We start from the raw sequence: 26,701 nt of genomic DNA, 5'->3' as shown, positions 1-26,701 counted from the left end.
AAGGACCCGAAAGGGTCTTTTTTTTATGGAGAAAAAGAGCTTAACTACCAAAAACAACTGGTTTAAAATATGAACACATAAGCTGAAGCTCATGTGTAAGAACTACTAATCCCAATGAGATTGGGAAGTAGTTCTTTAGAAGCTGACGAACTCAGCGAAAGACGCGACGAGCTTACAAGCGGTAAGTGAGTAAGTGTCTTTTTTTTGAGTGAAAAATTAGTGAAGCTTGATTAAAGACAAAGTTTTTTATATGCAGTACATTTAGGATTAGAGGTAGGGACAAACACATATTCCACTCTCTATATGTTAAAATATAATGAACTATAGGAGTTGGAATTATTGTTTGAAAAGCGAGGATACATATGAAATTACCATTAACTAATAAACTTAATGATATATTAAATAGAAATCCGATTTCGATGCATGTACCTGGGCATAAAAATATGACAATCGGTTATTTAGAACAATTAAATTTTAAAATGGATATGACTGAGATTACAGAATTAGATGATTTACATCACCCTGATGAAGTGATAGCACAAAGTATGGAAGGTTTAGAGAAACATCCTGACTATGATGCATATTATTTAGTCAATGGGACTACGTCTGGGATTTTATCAGTAATCCAAGGATTTTCAGGACAAGAGGGGCATTATTCCATAGTTCGGAATGCACATAAATCTGTATTTCATGCTTTGGATTTAACATCAGAGCAGTGTCAATTATTGGAAATGAAAATGAGTGAAAAAACGAACCAATATTTAGGTCCGAATTTGGATGCATTTTTTTCTCAAATAGAACAAACTAAATTAGCAATTCTTACATATCCTAATTATTATGGTGAGTGTTTTGATGTATCTATTGCTATCAAAGGTCTAAAAGAGCACAATATACCTGTATTGATAGATGAAGCACATGGTGCTCATTTTGATTTAGAAGGCTTTCCCAATTCCACTTTAAATATGGGTGCGGATTACGTAGTGCAATCGTATCATAAATCATTACCAGCACTAACAATGAGTTCTATTATATTTATTCATAAGAATGCACCGAGACGGGAAAAGGTTATTAAATATTTGTCCTATTTTCAATCTTCAAGCCCTTCCTATCTATTAATGACGAGTTTGGAATTAGCGCATCAGTTTTATAAAGATTATAACAGTCATCTCTTTTTTGAAAAAAGAGGTCAATTAATTCAAGAGTTAAAAGAAATTGGAGCTGAAATCGTTAAAGTTGAAGATCCACTGAAATTGAATATACGTTGTAATGGTTATACTGGTTTTGAATTACAAAAGCATTTTGAAACTAAAGATATTTACGTTGAACTTGCTGATGAACATCAGGTATTGTTCGTTTTGCCTTTATGGCATAAGGAAGATACATATCCATTTGATTTATTAATAGAAAGAATACGACAGATTGAGTTGGAAGAGAGAGACACACAATCACCTGCTCAGTCCGCGTTTAGAACTGAAGAAGGTACATACCAAGCGGGCGATATAGTTGATACAAAAAGTATCAATATTAGTCATGCTGAATCTAAAGTTTTAGCAACAAATATCGTTCCATATCCTCCTGGCATCCCTGTTATGTTTAAAGGAGAAAAAATTACAGAAAATATGATAAAATTAATGAATTATTGGTATGATAATAATATAAGAGTAGAAGGAATTAAAAATTATAAAATAGAAATTAAGGATGAATAAAATGTCAGCTTTTATAACTTTTGAGGGCCCAGAAGGTTCAGGTAAAACTACAGTCATTCAACAAGTGGCAGAACGGTTAGAAACAGAGTATGATGTTGTACTTACTAGAGAACCTGGTGGTGTTAAAACTGGAGAGCAAATACGTGAAGTATTACTTGAAGGTGACGATATGGATGAGCGCACTGAAGCCTTATTATTTGCGGCGTCAAGGCGAGAACATCTTGTTGGTAAAGTTATACCATCATTAGATGAGGGCAAGTTAGTATTATGTGATCGTTATATAGATAGTTCATTAGCTTATCAAGGTTATGCACGGGGTATAGGAATAGAAGAAGTGAAATCTATTAATGAATTTGCTATCAATGGTTTATATCCAGATAGAACCATTTACCTTGATGTGAGCGTGGAGGTAGGTCGTGACCGTATACAAAAAAATCAGCGAAATCAAAATCGCTTAGATCAAGAAGATGTAATATTTCACGAAAAAGTAGTTGAAGGTTATAGGAAAATTATTCATAATGAGTCTAAACGTTTTATTGTGATTGATGCAAATCGAAGTTTAGAAGAAGTAGTAAATGCGACGTATAAATCTATCAGCAAATACTTAGAAAAATTGTGATATAATATTTGGAAGAGGTGTTTAGTATGAAAATGATTATAGCAATTGTACAAGACCAGGATAGTCAGGAACTGTCGGATAAACTTGTTAAGCATAATTTTAGAGCAACAAAACTTGCAACCACTGGTGGATTTTTAAGAGCTGGTAATACTACGTTCTTATCTGGTGTTGAAGATGATCGCGTGGATGAGATGTTGAAAGTTATCAATGATACTTGTGGTAACAGAGAGCAACTTGTCTCACCTATTACACCGATGGGTGGTAGTGCAGATTCTTATATACCGTATCCGGTTGAAGTAGAAGTTGGAGGAGCAACGGTATTTGTAATGCCTGTTGAAACTTTCCATCAATTCTAAAATCATGGTTGCTTAATATAGTAGCCTCTCAAATTACATTTTAGCTAAAGAGATTTACCTATGGTGATCTTTAGAATGTTTTTTGTAGAGCAACTATATATAAGCAGCCTTTTTATATAAAGGAGTAACTTTATAATGGATGAACGAGAAAGACTGACGAAAGCCTATCAATCAAATAAATTGTCACATGCTTATTTATTTGAGGGTGATGATGGTCAGACAATGCAACAAGTCGCTATTGATTTTACGAAACTTATTTTATGTAATCAAGACAATCAATGTCAGTTAAAGGTAGAAACATTTAATCATCCTGATTTTATGTATATATCCTCTGAAGAGACTACAATAAAGAAAGATCAAATAGAACAGTTATTACATCATATGAATCAATTACCAATAGAAGGTGACTATAAAGTATATATTATTGAATCCTTTGAAAAGTTAACAATTCAAGGTGAAAATAGCATTTTGAAATTTTTAGAGGAACCTCCTGAAAATACCATCGCCATCTTATTAACTACGAAACCCGAGCAAATCTTAGACACAATACATTCGAGATGTCAGCATGTTTATTTTAAACCTATTAATAAAGCTAATTTTATAAATAGATTAGTAGAGCGTGATATTTCGCGTCCAGTAGCTGAATTACTAAGTACATATACTACGCAAATTGAAACGGCAGTTACGCTAAATGAAGAAGCAGATTTAATGGCGCTACGTAAAAGTATTATTAAATGGTGCCAATTACTTTTAACAAATCGACCTATGGCATTGATTGCTATTGTAGATTTATTGAAACAGGCTAAAAACAGAAGGTTACAAATGGTCACATTAGCTGCAGTTAATGGTTTCTTTCAAGATGTTATGCATGCTAAAGTAGGGATGACTGATGATATGATATATCAAGATTTACAAGTCGATGTACAAGAATATACGAAAAAACTAACATATAATCAAATTATTTTGATGTATGATCAAATAACAGAAGCACATAAAAAGTTGAATCAAAATGTGAATCCAACTTTAGTGTTTGAGCAAATCGTAATAAAAGGGGTGAATTAGTTATGCAAAATGTAGTAGGCATTGATTTTCAAAAGTCAGGAAAAATGGAGTATTATTCGCCTCAACACTTTAATTTAGCTGTAGGAGACTGGGTGGTAGTAGAGTCTAAAAGAGGCTTAGAGATGGGGCGTGTAAAATACGAACCATTAAATGTTGCGGATCAAGATGTAACGCTACCATTAAAAGAAATCGTACGTATTGCAACTGAAGAAGATTTAGTTAGATATGAACAAAATGAGCAAGCTGCAAAAGAAGCTTTGGAATTGTGTAAAGATACGATTCAACAACAACAATTAGAAATGCGTTTGGTTAACTGTGAATTCACATTAGATAAATCAAAAGTAATATTTAATTTTACTTCAGATGAACGTGTTGATTTTAGAAAACTCGTAAAAGTCTTGGCACAGAAGTTGAAAACACGTATTGAGTTAAGACAGATAGGTGTTAGAGACGAAGCAAAATTATTGGGTGGCATTGGACCATGTGGACGTTCTTTATGTTGTTCAACATTTTTAGGTGATTTTGAACCAGTATCTATAAAAATGGCTAAGGACCAAAACTTATCTTTAAATCCAACTAAAATTTCGGGAGCATGTGGACGTTTGATGTGTTGTCTCAAGTATGAAAATGATTATTATGAGGAAGCACGTGCACAATTACCTGATGTTGGTGATCCGATTGAAACACCAGAAGGTAACGGTAAAGTGATAGGGTTAAATATTTTAGACATTTCCATGCAAATTAAAGTGGAAGGCCTAGAGCAACCACTAGAATATAAAATGGAAGAATTAGAAACGTTTAATTAGGAGGCCGTTGCAACATTGAATCGAAGCGAGATATTTGAAAAGTTAGCACAATTAGAAGAAAATATTAATCAAATCAACGGTGATATGGTTAATTTGAAAAATCTTACTGTCGAACTCATAGAAGAAAATGTAGCCTTACAAATAGAGAATGAAAATCTAAAAACTTTAATAGATAAAGAAGAAAAACCTAAAAAAATAGAAAGTGGTCATAAAGCACAATATAAGCGACCACTTCGCAGTAAAGATAATTTAGCGATGCTTTATAAAGAGGGTTTTCATATTTGTAATGGTGAGTTATTCGGCAAACATAGAAAAGGTGACGACTGTTTATTTTGTTTGGAAGTGCTGAGTGAATAATTGAAAGAACAAAATTGCCTATAAAACAATATGGAGGAAATGTGATTGAGGATGAGATGTAGCGATAGGCTTGGTTATTAAGCATCGCAGTCTCGTCCTTTTTTTGGAGGATATAATGAATATGCATATGGAAAATGAAAGATTAGATTATTTAATTAAAGAAAAACTAGAAATTATTCAAAATGATGATGTGTTTTCTTTTTCAACAGATGCTTTACTACTTGCACATTTCACAAAATTAAAAAAACAGGATACAATCATGGATTTGTGTTCGGGTAATGGCGTGATACCTTTATTACTTTCTGATAAAGGACAGCAGGCTATAGATGGAATTGAAATACAACAACAACTCGTAGATATGGCACAACGCAGTATCGTACATAACCATCTAGAAAATAGAATTCAGATGCATCATATGGATTTGAAAGAGGCACACAAACAGTTTAATCCAGCGAAATATAGTCTTATTACTTGTAATCCACCGTACTTTAAAGAGAATCAAGCGTTCCAACATCAGAAAGAAGCACATAAGATCGCACGACATGAGATTATGTGTACATTAGAGGATTGTTGTTTTGCAGCAAGACATTTACTGAAACAAGGTGGACGCTTTGTGATGGTACATCGAGCAGAACGTCTTATGGATGTCTTAAGCTATATGAGAGCATACCAGATTGAACCTAAGAAACTTTATTTCATCTATAGTAAGCAAGGCAAAGTTGCGCAAACAATTGTTGTTGAAGGTAGAAAAGGTGGTAATCAAGGGCTAGACATCCAAACGCCATTTTACATATACAATAATGATGGAACGTATACTAAAGAAATGAGAGAAATATATTATGGATAAACATTATATATATATTGTTAAGTGTAAAGATGGAAGTTTATATACTGGTTATGCAAAAGATATAGAAAAAAGGGTAGAAAAGCATAATAAGGGACAAGGCGCCAAATATACTAAAATAAGACGTCCAGTAGAGTTAGTTTATCAAGAAATGTTTGATACGAAATCAGAAGCTTTAAAACGAGAATATGAAATAAAAACGTATTCTAGGCAACAAAAATTAGTATTAATAAGTGAGGGATAACTAATGGCGACACTATATTTAGTAGGAACACCCATAGGGAATTTAGCAGATATTACATATAGAGCTGTAGATATTTTAAGGTCGGTGGATTTGATTGCTTGTGAAGATACAAGAGTGACTAAAAAGTTATGTGCACATTATGATGTTCAAGCACCCCTGAAATCCTATCATGACCACAATAAGGAACAACAAACGGATTACCTAATAGAACAACTGCAGCAGGATGTTAGCATAGCGCTTGTATCAGATGCAGGCTTACCATTGATTAGTGATCCGGGTTACGAACTTGTTGTTGCAGCGAGAGCAAATGAAATTAGAGTGGAAACAGTGCCAGGTCCTAATGCTGGATTGACGGCACTGATGGCGAGTGGCTTACCCTCATTTACTTATACGTTTTTAGGGTTTTTACCACGAAAAGAAAAGCAGAAATTAGATATTTTAGAGCAGCGGATGTTTGAAGATAGTACGCTAATTATTTATGAATCGCCACATCGTGTGAAAGAGACGTTGAAAACAATTCAAAAAGTAGATGAAACTAGAAAAGTTTCACTAGGTAGAGAATTAACTAAAAAGTTTGAGCAAATTGTCACAGGAGAAGTTGGAGAATTACTAAACCAGCTTAATGAAAATCGAATTCCAACTAAAGGTGAATTTGTTGTAGTCATTGAAGGTGCGATAGCTGAAGAAGATACGTCATGGTTTGAAGATATGTCGATACAAGCACATGTGGATTACTATATAAATGAAAATATGAAACCTAAATCTGCAATTAAACAAGTTGCTGAAATGCGTCATATGAAGACTGGCGAAGTTTATGATATTTATCATGAGGTTTCCAATAATTAATCTAAGTCAGATGGATTATTCTTAGGATAAAGTTTCTAAGATAAAACGAAGAACTTTTACAGGATAAAATCACGTTTAATCAAGAGAAATGAGTTGAAAAACTCCCATAACACGCGTGATTTATGGTAATGTAGACAAGATAGAGATTATTAATCATATTAAAATTTTAGCAAAATTAAGTCATGAAAAGTCCGATGTGAATAGTAATCTATCCATATCATTTTAAAAGTGGCTAAATTAGAAAACGAAATAAAAAACATACATCTGTTTCATTGAGGGAAAAATGAATTTAGATATATTTAAAGCGTAGGAAACGAGGAGGAACATTGATGGCGAAAGAAACATTTTATATCACTACACCAATATATTATCCAAGTGGGAATTTACATATCGGTCATGCATATACAACAACAGCTGGTGATGTAATCGCACGTTATAAAAGAATGCAAGGCTATGATGTTCGTTATTTAACAGGTACGGATGAACATGGTCAAAAAATACAGGAAAAAGCACAAAAAGCTGGAAAATCTGAATTAGAATATTTGGATGAAATGATAGCAGGCATTAAAGATTTATGGAATAAATTAGAAATCTCAAATGATGATTTTATTCGTACAACAGAAGCACGACATAAAGAAGTGGTACAACAAATTTTTGAACGTTTATTAAAGCAAGAAGATATTTATCTTGGTGAATATGAAGGTTGGTATTCTGTACCAGATGAAACTTATTATACGGAGACGCAATTAGTGGATCCGATATTTGAAAATGGTGAAATCGTTGGCGGTAAAAGTCCAGACTCAGGTCACGAAGTAGAATTAGTTAAAGAGGAAAGTTATTTCTTCAATTTATCTAAATATACAGATCGTTTATTAGAATTTTACGATGAAAATCCTGATTTTATTCAACCACCTTCACGTAAAAATGAAATGATTAATAATTTCATCAAACCAGGGTTGGAAGATTTAGCAGTTTCACGTACATCATTCGATTGGGGCATCCATGTGAAATCAAATCCTAAACACGTTGTTTACGTGTGGATTGATGCGCTTGTGAACTACATTTCTTCATTAGGTTATTTATCAGATGATGATAGCTTATTCAAAAAATATTGGCCGGCAGATATTCATATCATGGCGAAGGAAATTGTGCGTTTCCATTCAATTATCTGGCCAATCTTGTTGATGGCATTAGATGTTCCACTACCTAAGAAAGTCTTTGCTCATGGCTGGATTCTTATGAAAGATGGCAAAATGAGTAAATCTAAAGGTAATGTGGTCGATCCTAATGTACTTATAGATCGTTATGGACTAGATGCTACGCGTTATTATTTAATGCGTGAATTACCATTTGGTTCAGATGGTGTCTTTACGCCTGAAGGTTTCGTTGAACGTACAAATTATGATTTAGCGAATGACTTAGGTAATTTAGTTAATCGTACGATTTCTATGGTTAATAAGTATTTCGATGGCGAATTACCAGCATATCAAGGTCCAAAACATGAGTTGGATGAAGATATGGAGCAAATGGCGATAGACACAGTGAAGACGTTCCATGAGAATATGGACGATTTACAATTCTCAGTAGCACTTTCAACGGTTTGGAAGTTAATCAGCCGTACTAATAAATATATTGACGAAACATCGCCGTGGGTATTAGCAAAAGATGAGAGTCAAAAAGACATGCTAAGTAATGTTATGGCGCATTTAGTAGAAAACATTCGTATTATAGCAGTGTTATTAAGACCATTCCTTACGCATGCACCAAAACAAATTTTTGAACAGTTGAATATTAATTCACCTGAATTATATGAATTTGATAGCGTGAAACAATATGGTGTTTTAACTGCACCAATTGTTGTTATTGATAAACCACAACCTATCTTCCCACGCTTAGATAGTGATGCAGAAATTGATTATATTAAACAATCTATGCAGCCAGAAAAAGCGGCAGAAGTTTCAGAAGAAACTGAAGAAGTACCTAGTAAGCCACAAATTGATATCAAAGACTTTGATAAGGTAGAAATTAAAGCTGCTACGATTACGGATGCTGAACAAGTTAAAAAATCTGATAAATTATTGAAAATCCAAGTCGATTTAGATAGCGAACAACGTCAAATCGTCTCAGGCATTGCAAAATACTATCAACCAGAAGATATTATAGGTAAAAAAGTTGCAGTTGTAACAAATTTAAAACCTGCTAAATTGATGGGTAGAAAATCAGAAGGTATGATTTTATCTGCTGAAAAAGACGGCGTACTGACACTTGTAAGTTTACCAAACGCAATTCCAAATGGTGCAATAATTAAGTAATCACAAATTAAGGGAGCGATATAATATGCTTATCGATACACATGTTCATTTAAATGCAGAACAATATGATGAAGATTTAGAAGCGGTCATTGAACGTGCAAGAGACAATGGTGTAGATCGCATGTTTGTTGTTGGGTTTGATACACCAACAGTCGAGCGTACGATGGAACTCATTGACCAATACGAATTTATCTATGGCATTATTGGATGGCACCCTGTAGATGCGGTTGATTGTACAGAAGAACGATTAGAATGGATAGAAAAGCTTGCAGCACACCCTAAAGTGATTGGTATAGGTGAAACGGGATTAGATTATCATTGGGACAAGTCGCCTAAAGATGTGCAACAAACATTATTTAGAAAACAAATCGCATTGGCTAAACGCGTCAATTTACCAATTATTATTCACAATAGGGAAGCAACGCAAGATTGTATAGATATTCTTAAAGAGGAGCATGCTGAAGAAATTGGTGGTATCATGCACAGCTTCAGCGCTTCTCCTGAAATTGCAGATGATGTAATTAATAAATTGAATTTCTATGTATCTTTAGGTGGTCCAGTCACTTTTAAAAATGCGAAACAACCTAAAGAAGTAGCGAAACATGTTCCATTTGATCGATTATTAGTTGAGACAGATGCACCATTCTTATCACCACATCCATATAGAGGCAAAAGAAATGAACCTGTCCGTGTGACATTGGTTGCAGAACAAATTGCTGAATTACGCGGTGTTAGCTATGAGGAAGTTTGCAAACAAACAACTGAAAATGCAGAACGTTTATTTAAATTAGAAGGATAGACACATTACAAAAAAGGTATCGGTCTGAAATAGGGCTTAGTTCATAGAGTAAATGCTAAGTAGTAACCATTATTTGCGACGATACCTTTTTTATTTTTATCTAAAATCGAATTAAAGTGATGAAAGGTGTAACAATAAATGAAGATTAACGAATTTATTGTAGTAGAAGGTAGAGACGATACGGAACGTGTTAAAAGAGCGGTAGAATGTGATACGATTGAAACAAATGGGAGTGCGATTAACGAGCAAACTTTAACTGTTATAGCACAGGCATTTGAAACAAGAGGTGTAATTGTATTAACAGATCCTGATTTCCCGGGTGATAAAATACGTAATACTATTCAAAAACATATACCAGGCGTAAAACACGCATATATCGACAGAGAAAAAGCCAAAAGTAAACGAGGCAAGATTGGTGTAGAACATGCACAACTTGCAGATATTAAAGATGCCTTAATGAATGTAAGTACACCATTTGAAGAAGGACACGAAACAATCAGTAAATCAGTGTTAATTGATTTAGGATTAATAATTGGCAAAGATGCACGCAGAAAAAGAGAAATACTTGGGCGTAAGCTACATATAGGACATTCTAATGGCAAACAATTAATAAATAAGCTCAATGCGTTTGGCTATACTGAAGCAGATGTTAGAAATGCATTAAGTGATAACGAAGGAAGTGAATGATAAGTGGATATTAAAGATGTTGCTACACCATCGCGTACGAAAGCATTGCTCAATCAGTATGGTTTTAATTTCAAAAAAAGTTTAGGACAAAACTTCTTGATTGACGTTAACATTATACAAAAAATTATCGATGCGAGTGATATAGGTGAAAATACAGGTATTATAGAAATAGGACCTGGTATGGGTTCACTTACAGAGCAATTAGCTAAAAAGGCAAAGAAAGTTGTGGCGTTTGAAATTGATCAACGTTTGATACCGGTATTGAAAGATACAATGGGACCTTATGAAAACGTGGAAATTATAAACGAAGATATATTAAAAGCTGATATTGCACATTATGTCACGGAGCATTTAGCAGATTGTGACAATATCATGGTGGTCGCTAACTTGCCATATTATATTACAACACCGATATTATTGAATCTAATGCAACAAACTTTACCTATCGATGGGTACGTAGTTATGATGCAAAAAGAAGTCGGTGAAAGATTGAATGCCCAAGTTGGAACAAAAGCTTATGGATCACTATCAATTGTTACCCAATATTATACTGAAACAAGTAAAGTGTTAACAGTGCCGAAGACAGTCTTCTTACCACCGCCAAATGTAGATTCAATTGTTGTGAAATTGATGAAGCGTCAGACGCCGGAGGTAGATATAGATGACGAGGATAGATTTTTCAAAATGACAAAAGCTGCATTTAGCCAAAGACGAAAAACAATCAACAATAACTATCAAAGTTTGTTTGTAGATGGTAAAGCGAACAAAGAAATTATTAAAAAATGGTTGGAAACTAGCGATATAGATCCAAGAAGACGTGGAGAAACGCTTTCAATAAAAGAATTTGCAAAATTATACAATGAATTGAAAAATTTCACAGAATTAGCATTTTAAATTATTGACAAGCTTGAGTTACATTGCTAAAATTGATGTTTTGTTTGACAAAAGCTCGCGATTTGTGTTATTATACAACTTGTAGCGAGGTGGAGCAATATGCCAAAATCTATTGGAGACATCAAAAATTCACTTGATTGTCAATTAGGAAACCGAATCGTACTTAAAGCGAATGGTGGTCGTAAGAAAACAATTGAGCGTAGTGGTGTGTTAAAAGAAACGTACCCTTCTGTTTTCATTGTCGAGCTAGATCAAGAAATTTACAACTTTGAGCGTGTATCTTATACATACGCTGACGTTTTAACTGAAAACGTACAAGTTTCTTTTGAAGATGATAATCAGCAAGAAGCAATTGCACACTAAATAAAAGTGATTTAAATAAAGTTCGTCTCTTAGGAGTCATACTTTTTAATTTAAACTTTAATATTAAGATCATTAAATGAAAAGGTATGTTGGTGTAACTTCGCCAACATACCTTTTTCTGTGCCACAATTTATGGTGTAGGAAATGGATATAATTTTAATAGAAGCGTACTATATTGTAGAATAGTAAATTAAGAAATGATTTATTGTCCAATATAGTTAAATGTATATTTATAAAAATATTTATCAAAATATCGAAAATAAGTTTTAAAAAACAGACAATGCAACTATAACAATATGTTAAAATCATTTTATTACCATATCGAATTGGAAGAGGGTGGGAATATGATTTATGAAACAGCTCCGGCAAAGATTAATTTAACGCTGGATACACTCTTTAAACGAGATGATGGTTTTCATGAAGTTGAAATGATTATGACGACGATTGATTTAAATGATCGCTTGTCATTTGAACTACGCAACGACAAAAAAATAGTTGTTGATGTAGAGCAAACTTACGTTCCCTCCGATAATAAAAATTTGGCGTATAAAGCTGCAGAATTAATGAAAAGAAATTATAATTTAAAGCAAGGTGTCACAATCACTATAGATAAGAACATACCTGTGTCAGCAGGGCTTGCAGGAGGCTCTACTGACGCTGCAGCTACAATGAGAGGGATGAATCGCCTGTATGAGCTAAATAGACCGTTAAATGAGTTGTGTGAGCTCGGTATTAAGATAGGCACAGATATCCCTTTTTGTATTTTTGGTAAAACAGCATTATGTAGAGGTAAAGGTGAACGTATTACGTTTCTGAATAAACCTCCATCAGCATGGGTTGTTGTAGCAAAACCAAATTTAGGTATATCTTCTCCGAGTATTTTCAAAAAATTAGACTTAAATAAGCCGCATCATGTGGATACGACAACTTGTAAATCAGCTTTAATTTCAGGAGATTATGAATTACTTTGCAAAAGTCTTTCAAACCGATTGGAACCTGTCTCGGGTAAGATGCATACTGAGATTTTAAAAATAAAAGAAAATATGTTAGAAAATGGTGCGGATGGTGCTGTTATGAGCGGAAGTGGCCCATCTGTTTATGGACTAACACAAAAAGAACGCCAGGCAAGACATGTTTACAATGCAGTCAATGGCTGTTGTAATGAAGTGTATATAGTAAGATTATTAGGCTAGTGAGAAGGGATGAGTTAAATGCGCTATAAAAGAAGCGAACGAATTGTTTATATGACACAATACTTGATGAATAACCCTAATAAATTGATACCATTAACTTATTTCGTACAAAAATTTAAACAAGCGAAATCATCTATAAGTGAAGATGTTCAAATTATTAAAACCACATTCCAAAAAGAAAAATTAGGGACAGTGATTACCACAGCTGGGGCTAGTGGCGGTGTGACGTATAAACCTGAAATGAGTAAAGAAGAAGCGAGTGAAGTCATTGATGACGTTATCGCACAACTCCAAGAGAAGAATCGTTTGCTACCAGGTGGGTATTTATTCTTGTCTGATTTAATGGGAGACCCGACGTTACTTAACCGTGTCGGAAAACTGATCGCTACACTTTATATGGATGAAGAATTAGATGCAATCGTTACGATTGCTACGAAAGGTATTTCTCTTGCCAACTCAGTAGCTAACGTATTGAATTTACCAGTAGTTGTCATTCGAAAAGATAACAAAGTGACTGAAGGTTCTACGGTATCAATTAATTATGTGTCTGGATCTTCTCGAAAAATTGAAACTATGGTGTTATCCAAGAGAACATTACCAGAAAATTCTAATGTCCTTGTAGTAGATGATTTTATGCGCGCAGGTGGATCCATCAATGGTGTGATGAATTTAATGAACGAGTTTAAAGCACATGTGAAAGGGGTATCGGTACTAGTAGAATCAAAAGAAGTTAAACAAAGATTAATTGAAGATTATACTTCCTTAGTTAGATTATCTGATGTAGATGAATACAATCAGGAATTTAAAGTGGAGAAAGGCAACAGTTTAACTAAATTTTCTTAAAGGAGCGATTACGGCATCATGAAAACGATTAATACAACCAAAGCACCGGAAGCGTTAGGGCCATACTCACATGCAACAGAAGTAAATGGTCTAGTATTCACATCTGGACAAATCCCATTAAATTTAAATGGAGAGATTGTTAGCGATGATGTAAAAGAACAGACGACACAAGTCTTAGAAAATTTAAAAGTTGTACTAGACCAAGCTGGATCAGATATAGATTCGGTTATAAAAGCTACTATTTTTATTGCTGATATGAATGAATTTCAAAATATAAATGAAGTTTATGGCAAATATTTTGAGCATCATCAACCTGCGAGAAGTTGCGTTGAGGTAGCGAGACTACCTAAAGATGTTAAAGTAGAAATAGAAGTAATTGCACAAGTGAAGTAAGGATTTATAATTTTTAATAAAATTGTTAAGCTTCTAACAAAGAGATACTATGGGGGGCTCACTACATGAAAGTGACAGATGTAAGACTTAGAAAAATACAAACAGACGGAAGAATGAAAGCGCTTGTTTCAATCACTTTAGATGAATCATTTGTGGTACATGATTTACGCGTTATTGAAGGCAACACAGGTCTATTCGTCGCAATGCCAAGTAAACGTACACCAGATGGTGAATTCCGAGATATCGCACATCCAATCAATTCAGAAATGAGACAAGAAATACAGGATGCTGTGATGAAAGTATATGAAGAAACTGATGAGGTCATCCCTGATAAAAATGCTCAATCATCAGAAGATACTAATGAGGAAGCTTAATTTAATTATTTGAGATTATAGTGAATTTAATATCGTTTTAAAGAAGATTGAATTTCTAAAACTGGGAAATTCAATCTTCTTTATTTATGTAAGCGTGACTAAAACATAAAATATTAAAATTATTTACAAAATGTAAAGGTGACAAAAATTATAATTTTGAAATTTATAATAAATAACCAAAACTTACATGTTTTTACTTAACTATATTATTATGAATGAAACAAATGTCTAAAGAAGTGACACCGTATGTTTCATTCATAATAATATGTTAGAAATTATCGATAATAAGAAAAGTTACTGTAGAAAATGAAGCGGCTTTCAAAACCTAAATAGATGACAAATACTATGCACTTTATTTATAACAATTGTAATAAAAAACGCGTTAATAAAAAACATTGGCACTTTGAGCCTTGAAAGTGTGACTAGCGTTAAATTATAATAATAAAGAAGTGTATATTTTAATGGAGGGTTAACATACATGCAAAGACATGCAATAGTACTCGCAGCTGGTAAGGGTACACGTATGAAATCAAAGAAATACAAAGTACTACATGATGTCGCTGGCAAATCAATGATTGAACATGTCGTGGATAACGTTAAACAATCTGGCGTAGAACAGCTAGTAACAATCGTAGGTCATGGCGCAGAAAGCGTGAAAGAAACATTAGGCGATGCATCGCTTTATAGTTTTCAAGAAGAACAATTAGGTACTGCTCATGCCGTTAAAACGGCTAGTGAACATTTAAATGATAAACAGGGCACAACGTTAGTAGTTTGTGGAGATACACCATTAATTACGACAGAAACACTTAAATCTTTAATTGAACATCACGAAAATAACCAAGCACAAGCTACTGTATTAACAGCTACAGCAGCAAACCCATATGGTTATGGCCGAATTATACGTGATGCAGACAATCAATTAGTTAAAATAGTCGAACAAAAAGATGCAACAGATACAGAACAACAAATTAATGAAATTAGTTCAGGTATTTTCGCATTTGACAATCAAATGCTATTTGAAAAGTTAGAGTTAGTGAATAACAATAATGTACAAGGCGAATACTACTTGCCTGATGTACTTTCATTAATTTTAGAAGATAAAGGCACAGTAGGTATTTACCATACAAATGATTTTGAAGAAATTATGGGTGTAAATGACCGAGTGATGTTGAGTGAAGCGGAAAAAGCATTTAGAAAACGCATCAACGAATTTCATATGAGAAATGGTGTAACAATCGTGGATCCATCAAATACTTATATCGGTGCAGATGTAACTATTGGAGAAGACACAATTATAGAACCTGGAGTTAAACTTGCAGGACATAGTGAAATTGGAGAAGAGACAGTTGTAGGACAATATACGGAAATCACGAATAGTAAAATAGGTGATAATGTTACAATTAAACATTCAGTGATCAATGAAGCAATGGTTGATGATTATGCGATAATTGGACCGTTTGCACAACTTCGTCCAGGTACAGACTTAGGCAAAAAAGTGAAAGTCGGCAACTTTGTTGAAGTTAAAAAATCAGTCGTAAAAGCGGGAGCTAAATTACCTCACTTGAGTTATATTGGTGATGCAGAAATAGGAGAACGTGTGAATCTTGGCTGTGGTTCAATCACAGTAAACTATGATGGTATTAACAAATTCAAGACGGTTATTGGTAATGATTCGTTTATAGGGTGCAATACGAATCTGGTAGCACCTATTACGTTAGGCGAACGTTCTTTAATTGCTGCTGGCTCTACGATTACTGATAGTGTACCAGAAGACAGTTTAGCATTAGCGAGAGCTAGACAAACAACCAAAGAAGGTTATTTGAAAAAATAAAAGGTGTATGTTTAGACATGCATGCTTGAACTGTTAAACTTAATGTAATTGAGTAACTTGTTAACCACAAAATGCTTTATATTGAAAAACAATGTAAGTTTGCGCTTGTATTTAAATGAAAACTAATTGAATGAATTAATTGGAGGACTATAAATGTTAAACAATGAGTATAAGAATTCTGCTTTGAAAATATTTTCTTTAAAAGGTAATGAACCTTTAGCCCAAGAAGTAGCAGATCATGTTGGAATCGAACTAGGAAAATGTTCAGTAAAACGTTTCAGCGATGGAGAAATTCAAATCAACATAGAGGAAAGTATTCGTGGTTGTGACGTATTTATTATTCAACCTACATCGAATCCTGTAAATTTACACTTAATGGAATTATTAATTATGGTTGATGCTTGTAGACGTGCATCAGCAGCTAACATTAATATAGTTGTCCCGTATTATGGTTATGCGCGCCAAGACAGAAAAGCACGTAGTCGTGAACCAATTACAGCTAAACTTGTAGCAAACTTAATCGAAACTGCAGGCGCAGATCGTATGATAGCGTTAGATTTACATGCACCTCAAATCCAAGGTTTCTTCGATATGCCAATTGACCACTTGATGGGCGTGCCAATCTTAGCAGAATACTTCAAGAATGAGTCAGGTATTGATCTTGAAGAGTGTGTTGTAGTCTCTCCAGACCACGGTGGCGTAACAAGAGCACGTAAACTTGCAGATATACTTAAATCACCGATTGCTATTATTGATAAACGTCGTCCAAAACCAAATGTTGCAGAAGTGATGAACATTGTTGGTGAAATAGAAGGACGTACGGCTATTATTATTGATGATATCATTGATACAGCAGGGACAATCACATTGGCAGCTCAAGCATTAAAAGATAAAGGTGCTAAAGATGTATATGCTTGTTGTACACACCCTGTATTATCAGGTCCAGCTAAAGAACGTATTGAAAATTCAGCAATCAAAGAACTAATCGTAACAAATTCAATTCAATTAGATGAAACACGTAAACCAAGCAATACGAAAGAGTTATCTGTAGCTGGTTTATTAGCACAAGCAATTATCCGTGTTTACGAACGCGAATCTGTTAGTGTGCTATTTGACTAATATATTATATGAATGTATAATGGTTTCGTTCGTGAATTCACGAGCAAAATAAACGCTTGCAAGCAACATTATGTTGATGGGCAAGTGAGGGGCTCATATTTGAGCAAAACGAAAGGTGGAAAATGAATATGACTGCATTAAAGTCAATTATTCGTCAAGGTAAACAAACACGTTCAGACCTTAAAACACTAAGAAATACTGGTAAAGTACCTGCAATCGTTTACGGTTATGGTACAAAAAATACTTCTGTTAAAGTAGACGAAGTAGCATTTATTAAAGTTATCCGTGAAGTTGGACGTAACGGTGTTATCGAATTAGGCGTAGGTTCTAAAACAATTAAAGTAATGGTTTCAGACTACCAATTCGACCCACTTAAAAACCAAATCACTCACATTGATTTCTTAGCAATCAATATGACTGAAGAACGTACTGTTGAAGTACCTGTTCATTTAATTGGTGAAGCAGCAGGTGCTAAAGAAGGTGGCGTGGTTGAACAACCATTATTCAACCTTGAAGTTACAGCTACTCCAGACAATATTCCTGAAGCAATCGAAGTTGAAATCAGCGAATTAGAAATCAATGACAGCATTTCAGTTGAAGATATTAAAGTATCAGGCGATTTTACTATCGAAAACGAAGCTACTGATTCAGTAGTTACAGTAGTAGCTCCAACTGAAGAGCCAACTGAAGAAGAAATCGAAGCAATGGAAGGCGAAGCACAAACGCAAGAACCAGAAGTTGTAGGCGAATCTAAAGAAGACGAAGAAAAATAATATACTTCATGCTTCATTGTCAACATAAGTTGATGATACCAACATTGTAATATCTTATAAAAAGCACCGTGCTTAATACGTTAAGCAGGTGCTTTTTTATGTTATTATAGTCAATGATATGAAAAAATAATTTTTAATTGTTTATTAATTCAAATACATGAAAATGATATATATAGTTAAGTGACAACAACAATTGGAGGTAACATAATGAAATGTATTGTAGGCCTAGGCAATATAGGTAAACGTTTTGAACAAACAAAACATAATATTGGTTTTGAAGTTATAGATTACATGTTAGATCAAAATCAATTCTCATTAGATAAACAAAAATTTAAAGGTGCCTATACGATTGAACGTATGGCTGGAGAAAAAGTCATGTTTATTGAACCACTAACAATGATGAATTTGTCAGGCGAAGCGGTAGGCCCGTTAATGAAATATTATGATATAGATATAGATGATTTAGTTGTTTTATATGATGATTTAGATTTACCACAAGGAGAGATTCGCCTAAGACAAAAAGGCAGTGCTGGTGGACATAATGGTATTAAATCAATGATTCAAGTACTAGGTACGGACCAATTCAAACGCATTAGAATCGGTGTAGATAGACCTTCAAATGGTATGTCAATTGTCGATTATGTGTTACAAAAATTTTCAAAACAAGAAATGCAAATAATGAATAAAGTAATAGAACATTCTGCGCGTGCAGTTGAGGCTTATATAGAAAGTTCTCGTTTTGACCGTGTGATGAATGAATATAATGGTGAAGTCAAGTGAAATCAATAATTACACAATATATAAATGAAGACAAACGATACCAAGAATTAAACGACGTATTTGGTAAAGAAAATGTACTGGTCACTGGCCTATCTGGCGCAGCTAAATCAACGATTATAGCCGAAAAATATTTGCATAGTACTAAACAATTACTAGTTGTTACAAATAATTTATATCAAGCAGATAAATTGGAAAGTGATTTATTGCAATTTGTAGATGCAGACGAGGTCTACAAATATCCAATGCAAGATATCATGACAGAAGAATTCTCAACACAAAGCCCTCAATTTATGAGCGAGCGTGTACGTACACTAACGGCACTTGCTCAAGAAAAGAGAGGGTTATTTATCGTACCATTAAACGGTTTGAAAAAATGGCTCACTCCAGTTGAAATGTGGAAATCCCATCAGTTAACACTATCTGTAGGTGACGATATTGAAATTGATGAATTTTTAAATAAATTAGTAAATATGGGTTATCGCAGAGAAAGTGTAGTGTCACATATAGGTGAGTTTTCATTACGTGGAGGCATTGTTGATATTTACCCTTTAATTGGTCAACCAGTAAGAATTGAACTATTCGATACTGAAGTGGATTCGATTCGTGATTTTGATGTGGAGACACAAAGATCAAAAGAGAATATAGAAGAAGTCAATATTACAACAGCAAGTGATTATATTATCACAGACGATGTACTTAAACATACAAAGTTAAAATTAAAAGAAGCTTACGAAAATACACGTCCAAAAATTGAAAAATCAGCTCGTAATGATTTGAAAGAAACTTACGAAAGTTTCGAACTTTTTGAATCAACGATGTTTGACCATCAAGTATTACGTCGACTTGTGTCATTTATGTATGAACAGCCAGCAACTATTATGGATTATTTTAAAGATGACGCTATTGTTGCAGTTGATGAACATAATAGAATTAAAGAAACTGAACAAACACTTATAACTGAAGTTGATGAATTTATGCAAAACCTGATAGAAAGTGGTAAAGGATTTATTGATCAAAACTTCTTGCAATATGATGGATTCGAAGCATTGTTGAAACATTATCCAGTGACGTATTTCACGTTATTCACAGCGACAATGCCTGTTCAACTCAATGAAATCATCAAGTTTTCATGTAAGCCCGTACAACAATTTTATGGTCAATATGATATTATGCGCTCAGAATTTCAGCGCTTTATTCAAAATGATTATACTGTCGTTGTGCTTGCTGAAACTGAAGTGAGAAAAGAACGTATTCAATCTATGCTCAATGAAATGCATATTCCAACATTTATCGATACGCCAAGTCAACGAAACGATGGAGGCAATGCAATCATTACTGAGGGTAGTTTATCAGAAGGCTTTGAGCTACCATATATGCAACTTGTCGTTGTGACGGAACGCGAACTATTCAAATCCAAACAAAAGAAAAAACCAAAACAACAAAAGACACTAACAAATGCTGAAAAAATTAAATCATATCAAGATTTAAAAGTAGGCGACTATGTCGTTCACGTGCACCACGGTGTTGGTAGATATTTAGGTGTTGAAACACTTGATGTCGGTGGCGTACATAAAGACTATATTAAACTTCAATATAAAGGGACAGACCAATTGTTTGTACCAGTTGATCAGATGGACCAAGTTCAAAAATATGTGGCATCAGAGGATAAGACACCTAGGTTAAATAAACTTGGTGGTACGGAATGGAAAAAAACAAAAGCTAAAGTACAACAAAGTGTTGAAGACATGGCTGATGAATTAATCGATCTATATAAAGAACGCGAAATGTCTGTTGGCTATAAATATGGTCCAGATACGGCAGAACAAAACGAATTTGAGATAGATTTCCCTTACGAATTAACGCCAGACCAAGGTAAATCAATTGAAGAAATTAAGCAGGACATGGAAATTGAACGCCCAATGGATCGATTGTTATGTGGTGATGTAGGTTATGGTAAGACAGAAGTGGCAGTACGTGCAGCCTTTAAAGCTGTTATGGAAGGAAAGCAAGTTGCCTTCTTAGTTCCAACTACAATTTTGGCACAACAGCACTATGAAACATTAATTGAGCGTATGCAGGATTTTCCAATCGAAGTCCAACTCATTAGTCGATTTAGAAGTACTAAAGAAGTTAAAGAAACAAAAGAACGATTAAAATCAGGCTTTGTTGATATCGTCGTAGGTACTCATAAATTATTAAGTAAAGATATTCATTATAAAGATTTAGGATTATTAATCGTGGATGAAGAACAGCGATTTGGCGTACGTCATAAAGAAAGAATTAAATCATTAAAAACGAATGTGGACGTTTTAACACTGACGGCTACGCCTATACCACGTACATTGCACATGAGTATGTTGGGTGTTCGTGATTTATCAGTGATTGAAACACCACCAGAAAATCGTTTTCCAGTACAAACTTACGTATTAGAACAGAATACGAATTTTATTAAAGAAGCACTAGAAAGAGAATTATCTAGAGAAGGGCAAGTCTTTTATTTATATAATAAAGTGCAGTCTATTTATGAAAAACGAGAGCAATTACAAATGTTAATGCCAGAAGCGAATATTGGTATTGCACATGGACAGATGAAAGAAGGAGACTTAGAAGAAACAATGCTAAGTTTCATTAATCATGAATACGATATTCTTGTGACGACTACAATCATCGAAACTGGGGTTGATGTTCCAAATGCCAACACACTCATTATCGAAGATGCGGACCGTTTCGGACTCAGTCAGTTATACCAATTAAGAGGTCGTGTCGGACGTTCGAGCCGTATTGGCTATGCTTATTTCTTACACCCTACGAATAAAGTATTGTCAGAAACAGCTGAAGACCGTTTGCAAGCAATTAAAGAATTTACTGAGTTAGGCTCAGGATTTAAAATTGCAATGCGTGATTTGAATATTCGAGGCGCAGGCAACCTCTTAGGTAAACAACAACATGGATTTATTGATTCTGTCGGTTTCGACCTTTACTCACAAATGCTAGAAGAAGCGGTGAATGAAAAACGTGGTGTTAAAGATGAGAAACAAGATGCACCTGAAATTGAAATTGAACTCAACATTGATGCTTATTTACCTGCTGAATATATTCAAAATGAACAGTCTAAAATAGAAATCTATAAAAAATTACGTAAGATTGAAACTGAAGCACAACTTATGGATGTAAAAGATGAATTAATAGATCGTTTCAATGATTACCCAGTAGAAGTAGAAAGACTGTTGGATATGATGGAGATAAAAGTTCACGCTTTAAATGCCGGAGTGGCGCTTATTAAAGATGTAGGCAAAAAGGTGGAAGTTTATCTGTCTGAAAAAGGAACGACAGATATTAACGGAGAAACGTTATTTAAACAAACCCAACCATTAGGCCGTGCAATGAAAGTTGGCGTTCAAGATGGTAAAATGAAAGTAACTTTAAATAAAGTAAGTAATTGGTTAGATAGTTTGAAATTCTTAGCGAAATGTTTAGAAGAAAGTATGGTTATATCAGATGAAATCTAAGGACGATAAGAATACGGCCTTCAACGGCGTAGTTGTTCTTACAATCGCACTTGTTATTGTTAAAATATTAAGCGCAATTTATCGTGTCCCATATCAAAATATACTTGGAGACGAAGGATTATATGCTTATCAACAAATATATCCGATTGTTGCTTTAGGTGTTATTTTAACAATGAATGCAATTCCAAGTGCAGTCACACAAACGTTTGGCACACAAGGGCAATCAAGACAATACACTAAAGTGTTGCTGAGGTTACAACTCATTAGTACTGTTTTTTTCTTGATTATTTTCATAGGTGCGCAGTGGATCGCACTCCTAATGGGTGACACTAATCTCACGCCAATGTTAAGAGCAGCAAGTTTTAGTTTCTTGTTTGTTGGTATATTGGGAGTGTATAGAGGTTATTATCAAGCGCATCAACATATGACTGTTCCAGCGATATCACAAGTCATAGAGCAAGTCATACGCGTTGTAATTATCATCATTGCTATTGTATTATTTATGACACAACAATGGTCTGTTTATACTGCTGGTACAGTAGCTATCATCGGTTCAGCAGTAGGATTTTTAGCATCCAGTATATTCCTAATGCAGGGCAAGCCTTTTAAGCTCAAGCAAGCGAATAAACTAAATGACAAAGCCATAGTAGAGTGGAAAAAGTTATCATTGGCCATTATCATCTTTGCTGTAAGTCAGCTTATCGTCATTGTTTGGCAAGTGATAGATAGCTTTACGGTCATACATGCACTTCAGAATGCAGGCTTAAATTTTCAAGAAGCAACCACGCAAAAAGGTATCTTTGATCGTGGGGCTTCATTTATACAAATGGGCTTAATTGTGACAACGACATTTTGTTTTGTTCTTATACCAATGCTTACCGATGCGATTAAAGCGCGAAATAACGTTCTGGTTAATAGATATGCGAATGCCTCTATCAAGATTACAGTTATGTTTAGTGTAGCAGCTGGTATTGGATTAATTAATTTACTACCGGTCATGAATAGTGTGTTTTTTAAAAATGATAGTCTGACTGGTACGTTATCTATCTATATGCTGACAGTTATATGTGTTTCGCTCATTATGATGGACATTGCTTTATTACAAGTGAAAAACCAAGTTCGCCCTGTGCTTTATGCATTTATCATTGGTGTGGTCAGTAAAGTAATACTCAATGTGATATTAATACCACAACTATTAATGCTAGGTGGTAGTATCAGCACTGTAATTTCACTTATTATATTTACACTCGTACTACATTATCACGTACTAAAACACTATAAATTCCAGATGATGAATAAATTTGTGATTAAATTGGTTGCTACGATGGTGATGCTGTCAGTGGCTGTTCAAATAGGAATGTGGCTTGTACCTACACAAAGTAGAATCACAGGTTTGATTGAATTAGTCATTGCAGCAGTGATTGGTGTATTGGTAATCATTTTCGCTATTGTACGTATGCATTTATTGAGTTATAGAGAATTAAAACATTTACCATTGGGCGATAAACTTTATCATATGAAAAGAGGGGAACATTAATGTCAGGTAAAATAACAATTGTTGGATTAGGTAACTACGGTATTGATGATTTACCTTTAGGTATCTACAAATTTCTTAAAAAACAAACAATGGTTTACACACGTACATTGGATCATCCTGTAATTAAAGAGTTAACCGCAGAAAATATACAATTCAAAAGTTTTGATAGTGAATACGAGGCACAAGCATCATTTGAGGGCGTTTATGAACGTATTGTGTCACAACTCATGGAAGCGGCCCAAAGTGATAATGTCATTTATACAGTACCTGGGCATCCGCGTGTAGCTGAAACGACAACTGTAAAATTAGAAGCTTATGCACAAAAGCATAATGATGTTCAGGTTGAAGTTTTGGGAGGCAAAAGCTTTATCGATGATATATTTGAAGCGGTAAAGATAGACCCTAACGATGGGTTTACATTACTCGATGCGACAGCGATAAAAAAAGAGCAGTTAAATATTCGTACCCATACGCTCATTACTCAAGTTTATAGCCCTATGACGGCAGGCGATTTAAAAGTGACGTTGATGGAACGTTATCATGATGAGCAAACAGTATTTATCGTCGACGGCGCACAAAATAACGCTGCAAATGTAATAGAAACACCGCTTTATGAATTAGACCATCATGCATCTGTTTTCAGTAATTTGTCGAGTGTATTCGTTCCGAAAGTAGAAAAAGAAGAAGCGTATTATAGTGATTTCTATTTTGCTGCGAACATTATAGATCAACTTGTCGATGACGAAACAGGCTGTCCTTGGGATAAAGTTCAAACACACCACACATTAAAACGTTATCTATTAGAAGAAACGTTTGAATTGTTTGAAGCAATAGATAACGAAGATGATTGGCACATCATTGAAGAATTGGGGGACATACTTTTACAAGTACTATTGCATACAAGCATTGGTAAAAAAGATGGGTTCCTTGATATAAATGAAGTGCTTCAAAGTCTTTCAGAAAAAATGATACGTAGACATCCACACATTTTTGGTGACGCTGAAGCGGAAACTGAAGAAGACTTAAAACATATATGGTCAGAAGCAAAAGCAAAAGAAGGTAAAACGAAACGTGTTAAATTTGAAAAAGTATTTGCAGAGCATTTCTTGAAGTTGTATGATAAAACAAAAAATATGTCGTTAGACGCAGATGCTTTAAGAAAAATTTTAGAGCAAGGAGGAAACAAATCATGAGATTAGATAAATATCTCAAAGTATCACGGTTAGTGAAACGTCGTACTTTAGCTAAAGAAATTAGTGATCAAGGACGTATTGCCGTCAATGGTTCAGTAGCGAAAGCAGGCACTGACGTAAAAGTAACAGATGAACTTGTAATCCGATTTGGACAAAAAGTAATCACAATTGAAGTTACTGGTTTAAGTGAACATGCGACTAAGGAAAATGCGAAAGGTATGTATGAATTAGTCAAAGAAGAAAAGGTTAGTGGAGACTAAAAAAGGAGGTGACAAGCAATGAGTAAAAAAGTTGAGAACATAGGGAATACGTTCACTTCTGCTGAAAATAAAAAGAAACAACAGCAAAAAATGAGAAGACGAGTCGTACGTAAACGTATAACTTTATTTGGTGGCATATTACTTATCCTCATTATTATTTTAACTGTAATGCTTGTCACTCAAAAACAAAGTAATATAGATGACGCAGCTGAGCGTCAAGAAAAAGAACAACAATATCAAAAGCAACAAGATGAAGAACTCGCATTAAAAGAACAATTAAACAATCTCAATGATAAAAGTTATATAGAGAAAGTTGCGCGAGATGATTACTATTTGAGCAATGATGGAGAAGTGATTTTCAAGTTGCCTGGAGAGAAATCCGAGGAAGATTCTAAATCATCAAAAGAGGATAAATAGTGAAATTTGTCATTTAAGTCACAATACCATTGTTAATTTATGCAAACAGGCATATAATAGGGTTAAAATCGAAACAAATCGGGAGGATTTATTTACAATATGTCAATCGAAGTAGGAAACAAGCTTAAAGGTAAAGTCACTGGTATTAAAAAGTTTGGCGCTTTCGTCGAACTTCCTGAAGGAAAGAGTGGCTTAGTTCACATAAGTGAAGTTGCAGATAATTACGTGGAAAACGTAGAAGATCATTTATCTGTTGGAGATGTAGTTGAAGTTAAAGTGCTTTCAATCGCTGATGATGGTAAAATTAGTTTATCAATTAAAAAAGCAAAAGATCGTCCACGTAGACCTCAAAGTAAACCCAATTATAAAAAACCTCAACCAAAAGGTGAGGACTTTGAAAAGAAATTAACAGATTTCTTGAAAGATAGTGAAGATAAATTAACATCTATTAAACGTCAAACAGAATCTAGACGTGGTGGAAAAGGCGCGAAACGTTAATCAATATATATATCGTAAGACTGTTGACACAGGAATTAATTTAATGACTTGAAAACAAAGTACAATAATTTTTTCCAAAATTA

Annotated in this window: 28 protein-coding genes; all 28 read left to right on the top strand. The window is 34.2% G+C overall.

Features of this window, described 5'->3' with window-relative positions; translation table 11 throughout:
• Nucleotides 1–362: 362 nt before the first annotated feature.
• The 28 genes from AAA453_RS14145 (at nt 363) to AAA453_RS14010 (ending at nt 26,618) form a co-directional block, all read left to right on the top strand.
• Complete coding sequence (locus AAA453_RS14145) at nt 363–1,706, top strand: lysine decarboxylase (protein ID WP_069818271.1); 1,344 nt, start codon at nt 363–365, stop codon at nt 1,704–1,706.
• Nucleotide 1,707: 1 nt separating this feature from the next.
• Nucleotides 1,708–2,325, top strand: a complete 618-nt coding sequence (gene tmk / locus AAA453_RS14140; protein WP_069818270.1) for a dTMP kinase — start codon at nt 1,708–1,710, stop codon at nt 2,323–2,325.
• A 26-nt stretch (nt 2,326–2,351) separates the two neighbouring features.
• Complete coding sequence (locus AAA453_RS14135) at nt 2,352–2,681, top strand: cyclic-di-AMP receptor (RefSeq protein ID WP_002508726.1); 330 nt, start codon at nt 2,352–2,354, stop codon at nt 2,679–2,681.
• 135 nt (nt 2,682–2,816) lie between these two features.
• Entirely contained in the window at nt 2,817–3,743 is a 927-nt protein-coding gene (locus tag AAA453_RS14130) for a DNA polymerase III subunit delta' C-terminal domain-containing protein (RefSeq protein WP_069818269.1), read from the top strand.
• 2 nt (nt 3,744–3,745) lie between these two features.
• Entirely contained in the window at nt 3,746–4,549 is an 804-nt protein-coding gene (locus AAA453_RS14125) for a PSP1 domain-containing protein (protein WP_069818268.1), read from the top strand.
• A 15-nt stretch (nt 4,550–4,564) separates the two neighbouring features.
• Nucleotides 4,565–4,906, top strand: a complete 342-nt coding sequence (yabA, locus tag AAA453_RS14120; RefSeq protein WP_427705504.1) for a DNA replication initiation control protein YabA — start codon at nt 4,565–4,567, stop codon at nt 4,904–4,906.
• Between the two features lie 121 nt (nt 4,907–5,027).
• The gene (locus tag AAA453_RS14115; RefSeq protein ID WP_069818272.1) at nt 5,028–5,753 is read left to right on the top strand and encodes a tRNA1(Val) (adenine(37)-N6)-methyltransferase; all 726 of its coding nucleotides are present in this window, start codon (nt 5,028–5,030) and stop codon (nt 5,751–5,753) included.
• On the top strand, nt 5,746–5,994 hold the full coding sequence (locus AAA453_RS14110; protein ID WP_002508731.1) for a GIY-YIG nuclease family protein: 249 nt from the start codon (nt 5,746–5,748) through the stop codon (nt 5,992–5,994). Before AAA453_RS14115 ends, AAA453_RS14110 begins: the two co-directional genes overlap by 8 nt.
• A gap of 3 nt (nt 5,995–5,997) precedes the next feature.
• Nucleotides 5,998–6,840 (top strand): 16S rRNA (cytidine(1402)-2'-O)-methyltransferase, encoded by an 843-nt coding sequence (rsmI, locus tag AAA453_RS14105; RefSeq protein WP_069818267.1) that lies wholly within the window; start codon nt 5,998–6,000, stop codon nt 6,838–6,840.
• Between the two features lie 329 nt (nt 6,841–7,169).
• Entirely contained in the window at nt 7,170–9,152 is a 1,983-nt protein-coding gene (metG, locus tag AAA453_RS14100) for a methionine--tRNA ligase (RefSeq protein ID WP_069818266.1), read from the top strand.
• Between the two features lie 25 nt (nt 9,153–9,177).
• Complete coding sequence (locus AAA453_RS14095; protein WP_069818265.1) at nt 9,178–9,951, top strand: TatD family hydrolase; 774 nt, start codon at nt 9,178–9,180, stop codon at nt 9,949–9,951.
• A 138-nt stretch (nt 9,952–10,089) separates the two neighbouring features.
• Nucleotides 10,090–10,638, top strand: coding sequence for a ribonuclease M5 (rnmV, locus tag AAA453_RS14090; protein ID WP_069818264.1), 549 nt, complete (start codon nt 10,090–10,092; stop codon nt 10,636–10,638).
• Between the two features lie 3 nt (nt 10,639–10,641).
• Nucleotides 10,642–11,532: a 16S rRNA (adenine(1518)-N(6)/adenine(1519)-N(6))-dimethyltransferase RsmA gene (gene rsmA / locus AAA453_RS14085; RefSeq protein ID WP_069833241.1), complete on the top strand. Its 891-nt coding sequence runs from the start codon at nt 10,642–10,644 to the stop codon at nt 11,530–11,532.
• A 99-nt stretch (nt 11,533–11,631) separates the two neighbouring features.
• Nucleotides 11,632–11,895 (top strand): biofilm formation stimulator Veg, encoded by a 264-nt coding sequence (gene veg / locus AAA453_RS14080; protein ID WP_002508737.1) that lies wholly within the window; start codon nt 11,632–11,634, stop codon nt 11,893–11,895.
• A 344-nt stretch (nt 11,896–12,239) separates the two neighbouring features.
• Complete coding sequence (gene ispE, locus AAA453_RS14075; RefSeq protein ID WP_069818262.1) at nt 12,240–13,088, top strand: 4-(cytidine 5'-diphospho)-2-C-methyl-D-erythritol kinase; 849 nt, start codon at nt 12,240–12,242, stop codon at nt 13,086–13,088.
• 18 nt (nt 13,089–13,106) lie between these two features.
• Complete coding sequence (purR, locus tag AAA453_RS14070; RefSeq protein WP_002508739.1) at nt 13,107–13,931, top strand: pur operon repressor; 825 nt, start codon at nt 13,107–13,109, stop codon at nt 13,929–13,931.
• Between the two features lie 18 nt (nt 13,932–13,949).
• Entirely contained in the window at nt 13,950–14,324 is a 375-nt protein-coding gene (locus AAA453_RS14065) for a RidA family protein (protein ID WP_069818261.1), read from the top strand.
• Nucleotides 14,325–14,389: 65 nt separating this feature from the next.
• Nucleotides 14,390–14,698, top strand: a complete 309-nt coding sequence (gene spoVG / locus AAA453_RS14060) for a septation regulator SpoVG (RefSeq protein WP_002508741.1) — start codon at nt 14,390–14,392, stop codon at nt 14,696–14,698.
• 478 nt (nt 14,699–15,176) lie between these two features.
• Nucleotides 15,177–16,532 carry a bifunctional UDP-N-acetylglucosamine diphosphorylase/glucosamine-1-phosphate N-acetyltransferase GlmU gene (gene glmU, locus AAA453_RS14055; RefSeq protein ID WP_069818260.1) on the top strand — a complete coding sequence of 452 codons (1,356 nt, stop codon included), beginning with the start codon at nt 15,177–15,179 and terminating at the stop codon, nt 16,530–16,532.
• 153 nt (nt 16,533–16,685) lie between these two features.
• A complete protein-coding gene (locus tag AAA453_RS14050) occupies nt 16,686–17,651 on the top strand; it encodes a ribose-phosphate diphosphokinase (RefSeq protein ID WP_002508743.1) in 966 nt (321 codons plus the stop codon).
• Between the two features lie 128 nt (nt 17,652–17,779).
• The gene (locus tag AAA453_RS14045; RefSeq protein ID WP_069818259.1) at nt 17,780–18,424 is read left to right on the top strand and encodes a 50S ribosomal protein L25/general stress protein Ctc; all 645 of its coding nucleotides are present in this window, start codon (nt 17,780–17,782) and stop codon (nt 18,422–18,424) included.
• A gap of 207 nt (nt 18,425–18,631) precedes the next feature.
• Nucleotides 18,632–19,204: an aminoacyl-tRNA hydrolase gene (pth, locus tag AAA453_RS14040; RefSeq protein ID WP_427705501.1), complete on the top strand. Its 573-nt coding sequence runs from the start codon at nt 18,632–18,634 to the stop codon at nt 19,202–19,204.
• Entirely contained in the window at nt 19,201–22,713 is a 3,513-nt protein-coding gene (gene mfd / locus AAA453_RS14035; RefSeq protein WP_277575941.1) for a transcription-repair coupling factor, read from the top strand. Before pth ends, mfd begins: the two co-directional genes overlap by 4 nt.
• Complete coding sequence (locus AAA453_RS14030; RefSeq protein WP_427705498.1) at nt 22,703–24,250, top strand: oligosaccharide flippase family protein; 1,548 nt, start codon at nt 22,703–22,705, stop codon at nt 24,248–24,250. The genes mfd and AAA453_RS14030 overlap by 11 nt, the downstream gene beginning before the upstream one ends.
• Complete coding sequence (locus tag AAA453_RS14025; RefSeq protein ID WP_427705495.1) at nt 24,250–25,443, top strand: MazG nucleotide pyrophosphohydrolase domain-containing protein; 1,194 nt, start codon at nt 24,250–24,252, stop codon at nt 25,441–25,443. Before AAA453_RS14030 ends, AAA453_RS14025 begins: the two co-directional genes overlap by 1 nt.
• Nucleotides 25,440–25,703: an RNA-binding S4 domain-containing protein gene (locus AAA453_RS14020; RefSeq protein ID WP_057511366.1), complete on the top strand. Its 264-nt coding sequence runs from the start codon at nt 25,440–25,442 to the stop codon at nt 25,701–25,703. The genes AAA453_RS14025 and AAA453_RS14020 overlap by 4 nt, the downstream gene beginning before the upstream one ends.
• Before the next feature lie 18 nt (nt 25,704–25,721).
• Complete coding sequence (locus AAA453_RS14015; RefSeq protein ID WP_069818254.1) at nt 25,722–26,120, top strand: FtsB family cell division protein; 399 nt, start codon at nt 25,722–25,724, stop codon at nt 26,118–26,120.
• 99 nt (nt 26,121–26,219) lie between these two features.
• Nucleotides 26,220–26,618 carry a S1 domain-containing RNA-binding protein gene (locus tag AAA453_RS14010; protein ID WP_002508751.1) on the top strand — a complete coding sequence of 133 codons (399 nt, stop codon included), beginning with the start codon at nt 26,220–26,222 and terminating at the stop codon, nt 26,616–26,618.
• Nucleotides 26,619–26,701: the final 83 nt, after the last annotated feature.

It is taken from the genome of Staphylococcus parequorum, from assembly GCF_039237145.1.
GTDB classification, from domain to species: Bacteria; Bacillota; Bacilli; order Staphylococcales; family Staphylococcaceae; genus Staphylococcus; species Staphylococcus equorum_A.
This window is presented reverse-complemented; position numbering and strand designations above follow the sequence as displayed.